The sequence below is a fragment of the Spirochaetia bacterium 38H-sp genome (assembly GCA_039023545.1).
GTDB classification, from domain to species: Bacteria; Spirochaetota; Spirochaetia; order Winmispirales; family Winmispiraceae; genus Rarispira; species Rarispira pelagica.
The window spans coordinates 371348-387476 of the sequence record JBCHKQ010000001.1; the positions used below are offsets into that span (position 1 = coordinate 371348).

The following is a 16129-nucleotide window of genomic DNA, read 5'->3' on the forward strand; positions in this document are numbered from 1 at the left end:
AATCTTAAAAGGAAATAGGAACTCTCATGGAATACTCAGCAGAACAAATCCAAGTGTTAAAGGGTCTTGAACCTGTAAGAAAAAGACCAGGAATGTATATAGGTTCTACGGGAGAAGACGGTCTACATCATCTTGTATATGAAATAGTAGACAATAGTATAGACGAAGCTTTGGCAGGTTATTGTTCTAGAATAGAAATAACGATAGAACCTGGTAATATAGTAAAAGTAAAAGATAATGGTAGAGGTATTCCTGTAGATATCCATCCGGTAGAAAAAGTCAGTGCATTGGAATTAGTACTTACACGTCTGCATGCTGGCGGGAAATTTGATAAAAACAATTATAAGGTTTCTGGAGGTCTGCATGGTGTAGGTGTATCTGTAGTTAATGCGCTTTCCGAATGGTGTGAGGTAACAGTATATAGAAATAATAAAATATATTTCCAATCTTACAAGAGAGGTATTCCTGATGCTCCGGTATCAGAAAAGGGTGCTACGGATTTAACTGGTACTATTGTAAGATTTAAACCGGATTCGGATATATTTGAGACAGTGGATTTTAGTTTTGATATTTTGTCACAGAGATTACGAGAACTTGCCTTTTTAAATAAGGGAATAGAGATATATATTGTTGACAAACGCGGAAAAAAAGAAAAAGAACATCTTTTTAAATACGAAGGCGGGTTAAAAGAGTTTATTGCTTTTCTAAATAAAAACAAAACGTCACTGCACAAGGAACCTATATATTTTGAAGGTGAAAAAAATGATGTAGCAATAGAATGTGCTATTGAATACAATACTTCTTATTCGGAAAACTTTTTTTCATTTGTTAATAATATTAATACGAAAGAAGGTGGATTCCATGTAATAGGTTTTAGGTCTGCACTTACGAGATGTCTTAATGATGTGTTTAAGCAATCAAAGTATTCCAAGAAATTTGATGACACTCTTTCTGGTGATGACGTGAGAGAGGGATTGACCGCAGTGATATCTTTAAAAATAAAAGAGCCTCAGTTTGAAGGACAGACAAAAACAAAACTAGGGAATTCTGAAGTAAAAGGCATAGTAGAATCTTTTGTGTATGAAAATATGCAAGAGTATTTTTCAAAATATCCAAAAGTTGCTGATTCCATAATAGAAAAGTGTTTTCAGGCAGCAAAGGCACGACTTGCCGCAAGAAAAGCAAGAGAAATAGCAAGAAGAAAAAACTATCTGGAGAATATGGATCTTCCGGGAAAGCTGGCTGATTGTACAGAAAAAAATCCGGAAAAATGTGAAATATTTATTGTAGAGGGAGATTCTGCTGGTGGAAGCGCTAAGCAGGGTAGAGACAGGGAGTTTCAGGCTATTTTGCCATTATGGGGTAAGATGCTTAATGTAGAAAAAACCAGGGTGGAAAAAGTTTTGACTAATGATAAGCTTTATCCGATTATTGCTTCTCTTGGGACAGGTTTGGGTGATGAATTTGATATCTCAAAGCTTAGATATAATAAGGTCATAATAATGGCTGATGCAGATGTTGATGGTTCTCATATTAGAACCCTTCTTTTAACCTTTTTTTATAGATATATGAAGCCTTTAATAGAAGAAGGGCATGTGTATATTGCTATGCCTCCTCTTTATAAGGTCTGGATTAGAAATAATGTGGAATATGCTTATAATGATGAAGAAAGAGATAAGATTTTAGCTGAAATGTCAAAGAAATATTCGGAAGAGATACATATTCAACGTTATAAGGGTCTTGGAGAGATGAATCCGGAACAATTGTGGGAGACAACAATGAATCCTGCAACAAGAAATATTATGAAAATAAAACTAGAAGATGCTGTAGAAGCTGAAGAAATGTTTACAACTCTTATGGGAGACCAAGTGGCTCCCAGAAGAAAATTCATAGAAGATAATGCTTTGTTTGTTACCAATCTTGATGTATAAATAAGGAGTATAGAGTGGCTCAGTTACAGGGAAAAGTAATACCTATTCCTATAGAAGATGAGATAAAAAACTCTTATCTCAATTATGCTATGTCCGTAATAGTAAGTCGTGCTCTTCCAGATGCAAGAGATGGTTTAAAACCTGTACAGCGAAGAATTCTTTATGCAATGTATGAGATGGGGCTTAGGCATGATAGGGCCTATAAGAAGTGCGGACGCATAGTAGGAGATGTTCTTGGAAAATATCATCCTCATGGAGATCAGAGTATATATGATGCTCTTGTAAGGCTTGCTCAAGATTTTTCTTTAAGATATCCAATGGTTATAGGACAGGGGAACTTTGGTTCTGTTGATGGAGATCCTCCGGCTGCAATGAGATATACGGAGGCAAAGCTTCAGAAAATTGCTGAAGAAATGCTAAAGGATATAAATAAGGAAACAGTAGATTTTATACCAAACTATGATGATAGTCTTAAAGAACCTTCTGTATTGCCGGCTGCTGTTCCTTATCTTCTTGTAAACGGGGTGAGTGGGATTGCTGTGGGAATGGCTACCAATATGGCTCCGCATAATTTGAATGAGGTTGCAAAGGCTATTTCGGCATATATAAAAAATCCAAATATAAAAGATAAGGAGCTATTGAAATATATAAAAGGTCCGGATTTTCCTACAGGAGGTATAATATACGGACTAAAAGGAATAAGAAGTTCTTATCTTACCGGTAAAGGCGCTATTACGGTTCGTGCTAGGTTTACTCTGGAGACATTGCGCTCCGGGAAAGATGCAATAATTGTGACAGAAATACCTTATGCAGTAAACAAAACAAATCTTTTAGAAAAAATAGCTTCTCTTGTCAAGGATAAAAAAATAGATGGAATATCTGAGATTAGAGATGAATCCGACAGGAACGGAATGAGAATTGTTTTTGAATTAAAAAGAGGAGCTATCCCAAAAGTCATTATTAATAGGCTTTTTAAGATGACACCTCTCCAAACTGTATTTTATGTAAACAATGTTGCACTTGTTGATGGACGGCCTAAGACATTAACTCTAAAAGAATTGATAAAATATTTTGTCGATCATAGACAAGAAATAGTTATAAGAAGGGCAAAGTATGATTTAAAAAAAGCAGAAGAAAGAGCTCATATTCTGGAAGGACTCAAAATTGCTCTGGATAACATTGATGAGGTTATAGCAATAATCAAAAAGTCCAGAACAGTAGATACAGCTAGAACTAATCTTATAAAGCGTTTTTCTCTGTCAGAAAGACAGGCTCAGGCCATACTTGATATGCGCTTGCAAAAACTGACAAGTTTGGAAACCAGAAAAATCGTAGAAGAGCTTCAAGCAACCTTAAAACTAATAGCAGAGCTAAAAGCTCTTCTTGCCAGTGAGGAAAAGATACTACAAGTTGTTAAAGAAGAAACGTTGAAAATAGCAGAAGATTATGGTGATGACAGAAGAACAGAAATTGTTCCTGAGGAAGCAGAGAATCTTGATATAGAAGATCTTATTCAAAAAGAAGATATGGTGGTAATCATATCTAAGGACGGTTTTATAAAAAGAATGCCGGTAAGTGCTTACAGGAGGCAGGGGAGAGGCGGAAGAGGTTTGAGTGGCGGTAAGCTTAACGGAGATGATGCCGTAACGCATCTCTTTATAGCATCTACACATGATTATATATTATTTTTGAGTAATGAGGGAAAAGCTTATTATCTTAAAGTACATGAGATTCCTGAGGGTTCCAGGATTGCAAGAGGAAAAATCATAAGAAGTCTCATACAAATGTCTCCTGATGAGGATGTCTCTGCAGTGGTTGCAATAAGCTCTTTTGAGTCTGATGATTTTCTTTTCCTTGTTACGGCAAAGGGCTATGCTAAGAGACTGGATATTTCTACTTTGTCCAATGCTAAAACAAGAGGTGTAAATGCTATAAGTCTTGATAATGGTGATTATCTTGTGGATGCTCTTCTTACAAAAGGCAATGGAGAGGTTGTTCTTGTTTCTAGAGGTGGATATGCTCTTAGGTGTAAAGAAGAGCACTTTAGGGTCATGGGAAGAACTGCCAGAGGTGTTTCTGCTATGAATTTGTCTGCTGGAGATGAAATATGTGGTGCTGCTCTGGTAGAAAAGGATAAGTATTTACTTCTTGTTAGCAGCTATGGATATGGTAAGAGGCTTTCATTTGAACAGTTTTCTCCACACGGGAGAGCTACAAAAGGACAGATAGCTTATAAAGTGTCAGAAAAGACAGGTGAACTAGCAGCTGCTATTTCTGTGGATTATAAAGACGACATTATGGTTGTCACAGCACAGGGAAACATTATAAAAATGGCAGTAAAGGATGTGTCTGAGATGGGAAGGCAGGCTTCCGGAGTAAAGGTTGTAAATATAGACAATGCCGATTATGCTGTCTCTGTTGACAGGATTGCTCGAGATAAGGATTGAGAGCTTATGGTTAATTTAAGCTTGCGGAGTGTTTCACGTGAAACACTCCGTTTTTATATTAACATTTTTTTAAAGCTTTCTGCTTTTTTATCAAACTTTGTTAATAATTCTTTTTTTTCTGTTTCTGATAAAAAGCTGCCTTCTATAGCATAGTGATTTATTTTTTTCAGGTCTTCAAACGATAAAGAAAAATATTCTATTGCCTTTATGTAATCATCAGTCAGATCTGTATCTTGGATAAAAGGATCGTCAGAGTTAAGCGTTACAGGAACACCTTTTTTAAACAGGGTTCCAAATGGATGGTTCTTTGAGTCTGTCCATGAACCAGTCTGATAATTGGATGTTATGCATTGTTCTAATATTATAAACTTTTCTTTTAAATAGTTTTGTAATTTTTCATCTTTTATCGCAGCTGTTCCATGTCCTATTCTGGTGGCATTTAGATTTTTTATTGCTTTCCAAATTTCTTCTGCTGGAGTTACTTCTCCTGCATGGACTGTTATCCCGTATCTGTTATCCTTTTTTATTTGTTTAAAAAAGTCTATAAATAGTTCTGGACCATAATGTATTTCGTCGCCTGCCAGATCTATTCCCACTATTTCTTCTATTTCTAGTTTTTTTATCTTGTTGTACAATTCCAACATTTGTTGTTGGTTTTGTTTGTTTCTGTTAAATGTTATCAGATATCGTATATTAAAGCCTTCTTCTTTTGCAGCTTGATTGCCTGCTCTTACTATTATTTTTGTTACTTCTTCTCTGTTAAAGTTGTTATTGAGTGCAAAGTGTTCTGGAGAAAATCGGAGTTCTATGTAAAAAATGCCGTCGTTTGAAAGATTTTTTACGGATTGGTATACTATTTCTTCTATGTCTCCAAGGCTTTTGTACCAATCTGTTCTGAATTTAGAAAGAAATTTAAGAAAATCCGGTTCTGAGTCTTTTGGAAATTGAGCTGTTTTTTTAAACTCTTCATATGTTTTTGGTACATCTAGACCGTTTTTTAGGGCAAGGCGGTGAAGTGTTTCTCCGGCAAAGGTTCCCTCAAGGTGTCTGTGCAGTTCTACTTTTGGAAACTGACGTATTACTTCTTTTTGAAGTTTTTTTTGTGACATCTTATGTCCTTGCTGTTTTTGTATATTATCGGTATCTTTGCTTAAAAATTAGATAGGCGGTTTTATTAAACCGCCTCTACAGATACTATTTCTGGCATTTTTCGTTTTAGATAGGCTTCTACTCCTTGTTTTAATGTTATTTGTGACATAGGACATCCTGTGCATGCCCCTTTTAGCCTTACTTTTACTATTCCATCCTCACTTACTTCTACCAACTCTATGTCTCCTCCGTCTGCCATAAGAGAGGGTCTTATCTCGTTGATGAGATTTTGTACGTCTTCTTGTTTCATAATACCTTCCGTTGATTGTTTTTCTTTAGTTTAATCATTATTTTCATCCGGGTCAATCGCTTTATTTTTATAGATTTTATATCAACAAAGGCAGATGCAAAGCATCTGCCGTTCGGTCTATATCTTTCTTTTTCTTTTTTATTGAGGTATACTGTGTCTATGATTACGGTTTTTGCCAATCAAAAGGGTGGTGTGGGTAAAACAACTACTGCGGTTAATCTTGGTGCGTCTCTTGCAGAGCTTGGTAAGAGGGTTTTACTGGTGGATTTTGATCCTCAAGGTAATTTATCAAGCAGTGTTGGTGTAAGTTCTTCTGATAAAACTATTTATGATGTTATACATGGTGGTGTGGGTGCAAAGGATGCTGTCAGAGGCACAGAGATGCTGGGTCTGGATGTGATTCCTTCTGGTATCGATCTTACTGCAGCAAATGTAGAGCTTGTGGATACGGATAACAGAGAGTTTGTACTCAGGGAGGCTATTGCTCCGCTTAAAGATGACTATGATTATATTTTTATCGATTCTCCTCCATCTCTCGGTTTGCTTACGATAAACGGGCTTGTGGCTGCAGAGCAGGTTTTTATCCCGTTGCAATGTGAGTATTTTGCTCTTGAAGGGCTGTCTCTTTTGTTGTCTTCTGTTGACAGAATAAGAAAAAATCTCAACCCCAATCTCAAAATAGGTGGTATAATATTTACTATGTTTGATTCTAGGACAAGGTTGTCCAATGAGGTTGTGGAAAATGTTGTTTCCCACTTTGGTAGAAAGGTTTTTAGAACTATTATTCCAAGAAATGTAAACCTATCTGAGGCTCCTTCCTTTGGCAAACCTATTAACCTTTATAAGCCTTCTAGCATAGGGGCAAAGAGCTATATGAAGCTTGCTGAGGAGGTGATTGCTCGTGGCTAAGAAGGCTTTGGGAAAAGGCATAGATGCTTTATTGGGTGCAATAGATAAAGAGGATAACTCCGGGCTTACTGAGATAGATATAGATGAACTGGTTGCAAATAAAGAACAACCAAGAAAACATTTTGACGACAGTTCACTGGAAGAATTAGCATCTTCTATAAAGGAAAAGGGGGTTTTACAACCAATTCTTGTAGAAGAACTTCCTGAGGGACGATATAGGATTGTAGCTGGAGAACGCCGATATAGAGCGGCAAAAATTGCAGGGTTGGAAAAGGTTCCTGTAATAATAAGGAGCTTTACTGAGCAAGAACGGCTCGAAATAGCTTTAATAGAGAATATCCAGCGGGAAGACCTTTCACCCATAGAAGAAGCTCTTGCATACAAAGATCTTATGAACCACGCATCTATCACTCAAGACGAGCTTGCAAAGCGATTGGGAAAGAGCCGTCCGGCAATTGCAAACGCTTTGCGTCTACTCCAACTTCCAGAAAAAATGCAAAAAGCTCTGGAAGAAAAAAAAATAAGTCCGGGACATGCACGCGCCATATTGTCCGTAGTTAATCCGGCCGCAATGGAAAAACTCTATCAACGTATAATAGCAGAAGGCTTATCTGTAAGAGAAGCTGAGCGTCTTGCAGCAGAATTAAACAGCGGCAGATTGCAAAAAAGCAAAACAGATACAGTAGAACCTAGTAGAACAAACGACCCATTTTTAAGGCAACTGGAAGAAAAATGCATAGAAAAGTTTGGCACCAAGGTACGTATAAAAGGTAGTCTTAAGAGAGGCACACTGCAAATAGACTACTACTCTGCTGACGATTTAACGCGCATAATAGATTTATTGATAAAATAAAAATATCGAATGCAAGCCGCTAGCGCGACTTGCTTTTTTTATGACAGTCGCATACCTGCTGAAACCTTTCTGGCAAAAAAATATAACCCTTTCGTGTTACTGATACTATACATTTTTCCAAACCCGGAAGACAGGCAGCCAATTCTTTTCTGAGAATAGCAATTTGCATATCAACCGCTCTGGAATTTTCTAACTTACTTCCTATTGTCATTGCAATGGCACCCTTGGGCAGGCAAACTCCGGAGTTTTTTAAAAAAAACAGGAGCAAGTTCTTTCTTGTAGGACTTAGCCAAAGAGGTGAATCATTTACAACGATTTTATGATTATCAAACCAGATATCAAGAAATTCTGTTTTTATATTTTTTCTCAAAAACCTGGAAGTTCTGGCGACAAGCTCTTCTAGTGACCATGGTTCTTTGAGATAATCAGCGCATCCTAGAGAAAAAGCCTTTGCAACATTAGAAGGAGTTCCAGAAACAATAATATAAGAATTGATTTTGTCAAGAGAAGAAACAGATAAAAAATCCTCCCAGGTAATAACACAAACAGGATGAGAAACAGCATCTTCTAGGGAAGACACAAGAAAAAAAGAATTATACTGCGCTGTTTTTTTTAATTGTTCTTTTAAGAAAACAGATTGAGATACATCTCGTAAGAATATAGCTACTCCATCACTCTTTATCATTTTCCGGCAGACTAAGCTTTTTCTTTAAATCCTGTAGCAATATATCCGCTTTGTCCTCAGGCTTTTCAAGTTTGGCTATTTCCTCCTCGAGGCTTTTTGCTCTGGAGTCGACTTCCAATTCTTCCATTGCCTCTGCTTCCGACTCCATCTCTTCTACGCGTTTCTCCAACTCATCAAACGCCAGAAAAGCAGAAGTATCAGATATACCCTTTATAGTCTCCTGCAGTTTCTTCTGAGTCTGTACTCTTTTTGCTCTGGCAATAAGTATGTTTCTCTTTCTTCTTGCAGACTCTATTTTTTCCTGAAGCTCTCTTAAGGATTTTTTTAGCTTTTCCACAGTTTCATGCTGTTTTTTATAATTTTCTTCAAAAGCCTTTAACTCTTCTTCCGCATCTGCTTTTTTAAGTAAAGCTTCTTTTGCCAGATCTTCTCTTCCAGCCTTAAGGGCAATAACTGCTTTCTCTTCCCAACTATGTACCTCGGCCCTGCATTCTTCTACTCTTTTTTCCAGTCTTTTTTGATCCGCTAGTGCGTGGGCTACTGATTTTTTTGCTTCTATAAGCTGTTTATTCATATCCAGAATAAGCTGATCTAACAACTTTTCCGGATCTTCCATTTTTTTTACAAGAGAAGAAAACTGGGCTTTTACAGCTCTGATAAATCTGCCAAACAAACCCATAAACTAACCCAAAAAGACCTGGCCACTGTTATCAATGGCAAGGATAGTCTTACATTCCGAACATCTGAATCGGCCCGGTCTGGTAGCCTTGAGTTTCTTGGAACATATAGGACATTTGAAAATTTTTGGAAAAATCTCTTCCTGAGGTTTTTTCCCTGTTTCCGAAAAATGGGCTACTGCATCATCGAGAGAATCCTTGATAGTAAAAAACTGAGAAAATCCCAAAAGCTGAAAAACCTCGTAGACCTTAGGTTGAATTTCAAGAAGAACAATATCACCGTTACGTGTTTTTACAGCTTTAAGAAAGGCTGTAAAAGAGCCAATACCAGTACTTGATACATAATTAAGACCACCACAGTGAAATATTATCCTGACGTAACCGTGTTCTATTACCTTACTTACTCTTTTTTGGAAGAAATTAGAATTATACGTATCTATATAACCATTGAGATAAAGTATTATGCAGCCGTCCACATTATCCACTTTTTGTAGGCGAATCTTAAGGCTTTCGTCTTTTTCTTCATCAAATCCGGGAATTATATCGTTGTTTGTCATTTTCTACCTCACCATTCAACCTTTACAATAATAATATAAGGCAGCTATTTTTTTGTCAAATATATATCTTCATTAATTATTGTCTTAAGGTCTAAATCCTTTATCGACAGAAATTATTGCTCCGTTTAACACAGGTTTTTCTTTTTTTACGATATCTGCAACTATTTCTGCAATATCTTCTCCATCTGTAAAAAAATGATTCTCTACCTTAACGGAAAAGGGTAAAGAACTCTTATCCTGATATTCCGTAAGAACAACTCCTGGGCACAAAATGTTACAACTTATATTATATTTTGAATAGCTGTTAGCAATAGATTTGGCAATAACTCCAAGTGCTGTCTTTGCCGCAGAATATGCAGCAATACGTTTGTATCCTCTTATATGATCTGTATTGTTACCTCCCATTAGGATTATTCTTCCATATCCATTTTCTATCATTCCTTTAAGAGCTTTGCTTATAATAATTGACGGCAGTGTAAAATTGGCTTTTACGATAAAATCCCACTCATCTTCTGTTGTTTCAGCTATTTCTTTATATAAAACAGGTCCAGCCGATATGATGAGAATATCTACAGGCATAAAAGAAACACATCTTTCAATGAATTCTTTTTCTCTCGATATTTCTGCAAGAAATCCAGATACCTCTGTAGTATGTTTTTTGCATTCTTTTAGCGTAGTATTGAGTTTGTCTCTGTCCTTTCCCCCGTGAATAATTAGGTTTACTCCCAATTTTGCCAATGTTAGAGATATATGTTTTCCTATACCTCCGCTTCCACCTATTATCATAGCTTTCTTTTTTTTGATATTATGCGACATAGTTTTCCTTTACCTTGACCTATATAAAAGCTTAACATATCATAAAAGAAAACACACAGGGGAAAAATATGAAGAAAGTATTCCTGTGCCTTATTGTATTGCTTTCTTGTTTTTATGTAAACGCTCAAGAAAAAATATTTTCTAACGTGTTATTTAACATCAATCTGAGGGATTTGACGCGCATAATAGCTGATAGAAATCTTTCTAACTATAAAGATGTTAATATTCTGATAGATGGAATAATCACAGAAATAAGAATAGATAATAAAAATAATAGAGCAGAAGTTGATATTGTATCAGGAGAATGGTTCGGTCTTGATGAAGTAAAAATGTACCAAGTAACAGCTCTAATAACAGATGAAAATTTATTCTCGAGAATCCCAAAAACAAGAAGAGATTCTGTTAATGAATATTCTATTGTTGCAGGGAAAAAAATAATAGGAATAGTTTCTTTGGTACAATCCTCGGCTGATAATGATGTTAGGGTGTTTTTAAAAGATATTAGAATTATTAATTAATCGAAAATAATGGAATCTGGCAGAATTATTTTTCTGCCTTTCATTTTGCTATCTATTACAGCACGGGATACAATATTTTTCAATTCTCTTATGTTTCCAGGCCAATCGTGAGCGTTTAACCTTTCTATGGCTTTTTCGTTGATTTCTATTTTACCATATTCCTTTTCCATCTCTTTAAGAAAAAATAGAGTAAGCAAAACAATATCTTCTTTTCTGTTTCTAAGTGGAGGAAGATCCACTTTTAATATGTTTATCCTGTAATATAAATCTTCTCTAAAATTTCTGTTTTTTACTTCTTCTTTGAGATTTTTATTGGTAGCACATATGATTCTTATATCAATTGGAATTACCCTATGCCCTCCGAGACGGGATATTTGTTTTTCTTCCAGTACTCTGAGAAATTTAACCTGTAAATCCAAAGGAAGTTCTCCTATTTCATCCAGAAATAGAGTTCCCCCATTTGCTTGTTCGAAAAATCCTGGTCTGTTTTTTGCATCTGTATACGCACCTGCCTCCGTACCAAACATCTCCGACTCAATGATACTTGCAGGCAACGCTCCACAGTTAACTGCTACGAAAGGAAACTCTTTTCTTGGAGAAATCTTGTGAATAGTTCTTGCGACCAATTCTTTTCCTGTTCCACTTTCTCCGCTTATAAGAACTGTTTCCGTAACCTGTGCAAGCATAGGAAGATACTCCTTTAATCTTGTTATTGCATCACTAGTCCCTATTATTTTTTCTGTCAGAGAATTTGCAATTATCTTAGTGTTGTATAACTTTTTTTTCAGAGCCTTTTTTATTGTTTCTTTTATCCTATCTGTTTCTGGATTATTTATAAAATCTATTGCACCATTTTCCATGCAGAAGACAATAAAAGAAGAATCCGTAATAGGGGATATTACTGCTACTTGTGTTGTTTCTTGGTTAGAAAGCAGAGTTAAAAGCTGATCTTTTTCTGTTTCATTTTCCACATGAAAAAAAATGATATCAGGATTATTTTCCTGTGACGTTTCTTTGAGTGCTTCAATATCCTTTGCAATAAAAAAACTATAGTTTTCTTCAAGACAATTTTTTAAATAATAAGCGAGATCCTCCTTTTTTGTAACAAGAACAATTTTTATCATTGTTTTCCCAATAATCTATAAAATAATACAAACAACGCAAAATAAAGATAATAAAATATTTTTAAGATTTTAAAAGGGTTGACTATTATGTTCATTAAAGGTGGCTTTTTTGCATAAAAATTTTTTCTATAGTCTTTTTTCTTTCCGGAAAATATTTTCATTGTTTCCGGAGAAGATATAACTATAGATGGAGGAAGGTACTCCTTATTTTCTAAAATCCAGTATTCCGGTTTTTTTATTCCAGAACCTATTATCAGGACATCTGGAGATGCTTTTTTTATTGCGGTAAGCAGTTTTTCCATAGAAGAAGCAGGCACCTTGCCGTGATGTTTTCCCACAATTCTCAGGTTGGGAAATGTTGTTTTAATATTATTTTCTATTTTTAATATGTCTTTGGGAGATTCTCCAAGCAAATACAGGCTACCTTTTTTCTTTTCTGTAAAATGCAGTAATTTTATTATAAAATCAAATGGCATATATCTTACTGGGGGCTTTTGTTTTAGTCGTTTTATTCCCCATACTATAGCTCTATCTAATGGAAGAATAAGATCTGCAGATTCCAGGACTTTTCTGTATTTTTTTGATCTTCTTGCTTTAAAACAATGTTTTAATTTTATAAATATTATATGATTGATTTTTTTGTCCAATATAAAATTTTCAAAGCATTTTTCAATGTTCTCTTCTTCTATATCGTCAACGGGAATTCCTAACAGTTTTATTCTTGTTTTATAATTCCATATATCTTTTGCCATTATTACCCCTGTAATGCCTTTATATAAAATTGTCGGTTTCTAGGGCCGTCAAACTCACAAAAAAATATTCCCTGCCACGTTCCTAAAGTGAGTTGTCCACTTGTTACGGGAACAATCACAGAAGGTCCTATCAAGCTTGTTTTTATATGAGCGGCAGAATTACCTTCTATATGAGCATATTGATCTTCAAAAGGAATGATTTTATTTAGCTCTTTTGTCATATCTTTTATTACATCAGGGTCTGCTGCTTCATTTATTGTTATTCCTGCAGTAGTGTGAGGGCTGTAAATGATAATAGCGCCGTCTTTTATATTTTTTTCTCTAAGAAAATTTCTAACGTGAGACGTTATATTTTTCATTTCAACTCTGGATTGTGTCCGGATGTTAACGATTTTCATATATTTTACTCCTTTCCTCCTCCAGTATTTCTATTGCCTTTTTTTGAACACTGTCAAAATCGGGATTATAAAGAGGTGGATTAGAAGTTCTTCTTAATATTTCCTGGTATATCAATCTCTTAAGCCATGTTTTGTCATATTTGCTATTTTCCGCTTTAAGTTGATCAATAAAATTTTTTATATCTTTTTCTGTGGGGGATATTTTATGCTCTATTACAAAGTTACTTATTTTTTCTGTAGCTATTAGTTCTCCATAGAGTTTTAGTTCCTCTTCTGTTAGCTGTTCTTCTTTTATTTCTATGTCCGGGGTAATGCCCTTTTTATCTATGACTTGTCCACTAGGTGTATAATATTTTGCAATGGTTAGTCTGTATCCTGTCTTGTTGCCTGGCAGAAAATTTACTATTTGAACAGAACCTTTACCATATGTTTTTTCTCCTACAAGTAGTGCTCTTTTCCTGTCTTTTAATACTCCGGATAAAATTTCTCCTGCCGATGCTGTGCCTTTATTGGCAATAACAACTATAGGGATGTTTTCTTCTACTATTTTACCACTTGTCGCATTATATATTTTCTTTGATTCTGCTGTACGGCCTTCTTCTCTGAGAATCAGACCGTCATCAAAGAAAAAGTCAGCAACCTTTAGAACGGAATCCAACAGCCCTCCTGGATTGGACCTAAGGTCAATAAGAAGTGCAGAGTACCCATTTTGTATAAAATTCATCAGAGCTTCTTTTACTTTTTCCGGTGTTTTGGGTGTAAACTGGATTATTCTTATTATGCCAATCTTTTTTTGTGGGATATATTGATATCTTACTGTAGGGATTTCTATTATTTCTCTTTTTAGCTTTTTAGAAAAGATATAACTTGAACCTCTCTGTATTGTTATGCTCACTTCTGTTCCAGGTTTTCCTCGTAGTTTGGACAATACTTCATCCATACTCATGTCAGAAGTCGATTCTTCTTCTATTTTTATGATTTTATCTCCTGCCATTATACCCGCTTTGTATGCTGGTGTTCCTTCTATAGGTGATACAACATCCACATATCCTGGATTTTGTCCCTCTGGTTCCTGTTTTGATATATAAAGACCTATTCCTCCAAATTCTCCTGTGGTAGTGTCCATGAGGTCTCTAAGTTCTTCCTCAGATAGGTATTCTGAGTACGGATCCCCCAGGCTGTCAAATATACCTTCCAGGGCACCTTGTATGAGTGTTTCTCTGTCAATTTCATTTACATAATTTTGTTCGATAATTTCCAGAACTTGTTCTAGCTTTGACAGGTCTTGTATTTTGTTGGAGTCCATTGCAAATGCAATATTGGGCCACATTAGCAAAAACAAAAAAATTAAAACAATTCCCAATCCTCCGAGACAGAGACCTGACATCAATCCTTTTCTTCTCATTATATATCTCCCTTGTTTAACTTGCATTTATTCTTAGTAATAGATATCTTTTTGTCAACTAAAGGTAGAATACACTTGACCGGCTTGCAATGCAATTTTAGACTAATATAGAGATGAAAGATATGCGGCTTCTTATTTTCTCAGATGCTGGGGTACTTATTATATTTTATTTTATCTTTATATTTATACAACGGGATCTAATGATGTCTAATCCTGCTGTTGTGCCTGTTGTTTTATGGTTGGCAGCACTTTCTTTGTTCATATTTTTAGGTCAGTTTTGTATCTCATTTTTAAATATAAATATTGATAGATTAAAAAATGTTTTTACAGGAAAAGTAATACGCGCTCTTTTTTTTGCTATAATGTTATTTTTTGCTGATATTATAAGATATAATTTAAAATTATTTATAATTATTTATATATTTGCTTTATTTCTTACAGGTAATTTTTATTTGTCATTGAGAAAAAATAAAAGGTCTGAGATGGAGACTGTAAAAAAAGAGGGAGAATAATGCATGTATTTCCGGTAGCAAGCGGAAAAGGCGGTGTAGGGAAATCTCTGTTGTCCACGAACCTTGCCATAGCTCTTGCGCAGGCTGGTAAAAAGGTTGTTCTTGTTGATCTTGATTTGGGTGCTTCCAATCTTCATTTGATGCTGGGTTTGCCAGTATCAAAAGGGCTGGGGAGCTTTCTTTCCTCTTCTGGGGATTCCTTTGATGACATAATAGTAAAAACCCAATTTGATGGCCTGTTGTTTATTCCTGGAGATACGGAAATCCCGGGGATGGCAAATCTGACAGCAGGACAGAAGAAAAGAATTTTATCGCGCATAAGTAAACTTGATGCGGATTATGCTATACTTGATCTTGGAGCCGGTACACATATAAATACTCTTGATTTTTTTCTGTATTCCAATACTGGGCTTATTGTTACTACGCCTGCTCCCACTGCAACAGTTAATGCGTATCTTTTTCTTAAAAACGCTATTTTCAGACTGTTATATCTTGCATGTAAACGAGGCTCTCCCGGTTATGATTACATAAGAAAGCTTGAAAAAGACGGAAAAGCCTTACAACAGATGTATCTTCCTCGTATGGCCGAGGAAATAAATAAAATAGATCCAGAAAGCTATAATAAATTTAAAGAATCTTTGGAATCTTTTTATCCCCGGCTTATTCTTAATATGCTGGAGAATCCGCAGGATACGATAAGAGCACAGCGACTAAGACACTCGTGTCAGCAGTATCTGGGAATAGATATAGAGCACTTGGGCATAATTTATAGAGATGATCTACAGGATATAGCGCTTTCTTCAAGGATTCCGATAATAACATATAAACCGGATGCGGTTCTTTCTCAGGCAATATATAGAATAGCTGACAAGTTATTGCAGATATCCGATAGTGAGAGAAGTCTTATAGAGATAGACAATATAGACGATACCTTCCAAGAAGCTGATGTTGAAGCTCAGGTGGATTTTGAGAGTAAAATGCAGTATGTAGAAGAGCTTTTACATACAGGTACTTTGACAACTGGAGATCTTGTGGAAACGGTTAAAATGCAGCAAATAGAGATAAACAGGATAAAAAAAGAGAACCAGTTTTTAAAGGCAAAACTGGTAAAAGCTATTCAAGAGGGGTTTAAACCCTGATACGGGT

The 16129-nt window shown here is 35.5% G+C and carries 17 protein-coding genes; 7 read left to right on the top strand and 10 right to left on the bottom strand.

Annotated features, from left to right (window positions below):
* The first annotated feature begins 26 nt into the window (after nt 1-26).
* Both gyrB and gyrA read left to right on the top strand, forming a co-directional pair.
* The gene (gene gyrB / locus WKV44_01605; GenBank protein ID MEM5947229.1) at nt 27-1931 is read left to right on the top strand and encodes a DNA topoisomerase (ATP-hydrolyzing) subunit B; all 1905 of its coding nucleotides are present in this window, start codon (nt 27-29) and stop codon (nt 1929-1931) included.
* A gap of 14 nt (nt 1932-1945) precedes the next feature.
* The gene (gyrA, locus tag WKV44_01610; protein ID MEM5947230.1) at nt 1946-4378 is read left to right on the top strand and encodes a DNA topoisomerase (ATP-hydrolyzing) subunit A; all 2433 of its coding nucleotides are present in this window, start codon (nt 1946-1948) and stop codon (nt 4376-4378) included.
* 53 nt (nt 4379-4431) lie between these two features.
* On the opposite strand, the gene add is transcribed toward gyrA, so the two are convergent.
* Together add and WKV44_01620 are read right to left on the bottom strand one after the other, a co-directional pair.
* The gene (add, locus tag WKV44_01615; protein MEM5947231.1) at nt 4432-5487 is read right to left on the bottom strand and encodes an adenosine deaminase; all 1056 of its coding nucleotides are present in this window, start codon (nt 5485-5487) and stop codon (nt 4432-4434) included.
* A 65-nt stretch (nt 5488-5552) separates the two neighbouring features.
* Entirely contained in the window at nt 5553-5777 is a 225-nt protein-coding gene (locus tag WKV44_01620) for a NifU family protein (protein ID MEM5947232.1), read from the bottom strand.
* Between the two features lie 159 nt (nt 5778-5936).
* Here WKV44_01620 and WKV44_01625 point away from each other — a divergent pair, with 159 nt between their 5' ends.
* On the top strand, nt 5937-6686 hold the full coding sequence (locus tag WKV44_01625) for an AAA family ATPase (GenBank protein ID MEM5947233.1): 750 nt from the start codon (nt 5937-5939) through the stop codon (nt 6684-6686).
* On the top strand, nt 6679-7539 hold the full coding sequence (locus tag WKV44_01630; protein MEM5947234.1) for a ParB/RepB/Spo0J family partition protein: 861 nt from the start codon (nt 6679-6681) through the stop codon (nt 7537-7539). The genes WKV44_01625 and WKV44_01630 overlap by 8 nt, the downstream gene beginning before the upstream one ends.
* A gap of 19 nt (nt 7540-7558) precedes the next feature.
* Here WKV44_01630 and WKV44_01635 read toward each other — a convergent pair whose 3' ends face one another.
* From WKV44_01635 to WKV44_01650, 4 genes are all read right to left on the bottom strand, one after another.
* On the bottom strand, nt 7559-8224 hold the full coding sequence (locus WKV44_01635; protein ID MEM5947235.1) for a winged helix-turn-helix domain-containing protein: 666 nt from the start codon (nt 8222-8224) through the stop codon (nt 7559-7561).
* Nucleotides 8211-8903: a PspA/IM30 family protein gene (locus WKV44_01640; GenBank protein MEM5947236.1), complete on the bottom strand. Its 693-nt coding sequence runs from the start codon at nt 8901-8903 to the stop codon at nt 8211-8213. Before WKV44_01640 ends, WKV44_01635 begins: the two co-directional genes overlap by 14 nt.
* Nucleotides 8904-8906: 3 nt before the next feature.
* Nucleotides 8907-9458: an STAS domain-containing protein gene (locus tag WKV44_01645; protein MEM5947237.1), complete on the bottom strand. Its 552-nt coding sequence runs from the start codon at nt 9456-9458 to the stop codon at nt 8907-8909.
* Nucleotides 9459-9542: 84 nt separating this feature from the next.
* Nucleotides 9543-10274, bottom strand: coding sequence for an SDR family oxidoreductase (locus WKV44_01650; GenBank protein ID MEM5947238.1), 732 nt, complete (start codon nt 10272-10274; stop codon nt 9543-9545).
* 68 nt (nt 10275-10342) lie between these two features.
* Here WKV44_01650 and WKV44_01655 point away from each other — a divergent pair, with 68 nt between their 5' ends.
* Nucleotides 10343-10792 carry a hypothetical protein gene (locus WKV44_01655; protein ID MEM5947239.1) on the top strand — a complete coding sequence of 150 codons (450 nt, stop codon included), beginning with the start codon at nt 10343-10345 and terminating at the stop codon, nt 10790-10792.
* Here the strand turns inward: WKV44_01655 and WKV44_01660 are convergent.
* From WKV44_01660 to WKV44_01675, 4 genes are read right to left on the bottom strand one after another with little or no spacing between them, the layout of a single operon-like run.
* Nucleotides 10789-11916, bottom strand: coding sequence for a sigma-54 dependent transcriptional regulator (locus WKV44_01660; protein ID MEM5947240.1), 1128 nt, complete (start codon nt 11914-11916; stop codon nt 10789-10791). The two genes, WKV44_01655 and WKV44_01660, sit on opposite strands and share 4 nt — an antisense overlap.
* Nucleotides 11913-12668, bottom strand: a complete 756-nt coding sequence (locus tag WKV44_01665) for a WecB/TagA/CpsF family glycosyltransferase (GenBank protein ID MEM5947241.1) — start codon at nt 12666-12668, stop codon at nt 11913-11915. Before WKV44_01665 ends, WKV44_01660 begins: the two co-directional genes overlap by 4 nt.
* A 2-nt stretch (nt 12669-12670) precedes the next feature.
* The gene (locus tag WKV44_01670) at nt 12671-13066 is read right to left on the bottom strand and encodes a secondary thiamine-phosphate synthase enzyme YjbQ (protein ID MEM5947242.1); all 396 of its coding nucleotides are present in this window, start codon (nt 13064-13066) and stop codon (nt 12671-12673) included.
* Nucleotides 13053-14471 (bottom strand): S41 family peptidase, encoded by a 1419-nt coding sequence (locus WKV44_01675; protein MEM5947243.1) that lies wholly within the window; start codon nt 14469-14471, stop codon nt 13053-13055. Before WKV44_01675 ends, WKV44_01670 begins: the two co-directional genes overlap by 14 nt.
* A 122-nt stretch (nt 14472-14593) precedes the next feature.
* Here WKV44_01675 and WKV44_01680 point away from each other — a divergent pair, with 122 nt between their 5' ends.
* Entirely contained in the window at nt 14594-14983 is a 390-nt protein-coding gene (locus WKV44_01680; protein ID MEM5947244.1) for a hypothetical protein, read from the top strand.
* Nucleotides 14983-16122, top strand: a complete 1140-nt coding sequence (locus tag WKV44_01685) for a P-loop NTPase (protein ID MEM5947245.1) — start codon at nt 14983-14985, stop codon at nt 16120-16122. The genes WKV44_01680 and WKV44_01685 overlap by 1 nt, the downstream gene beginning before the upstream one ends.
* Nucleotides 16123-16129 lie beyond the last annotated feature (7 nt).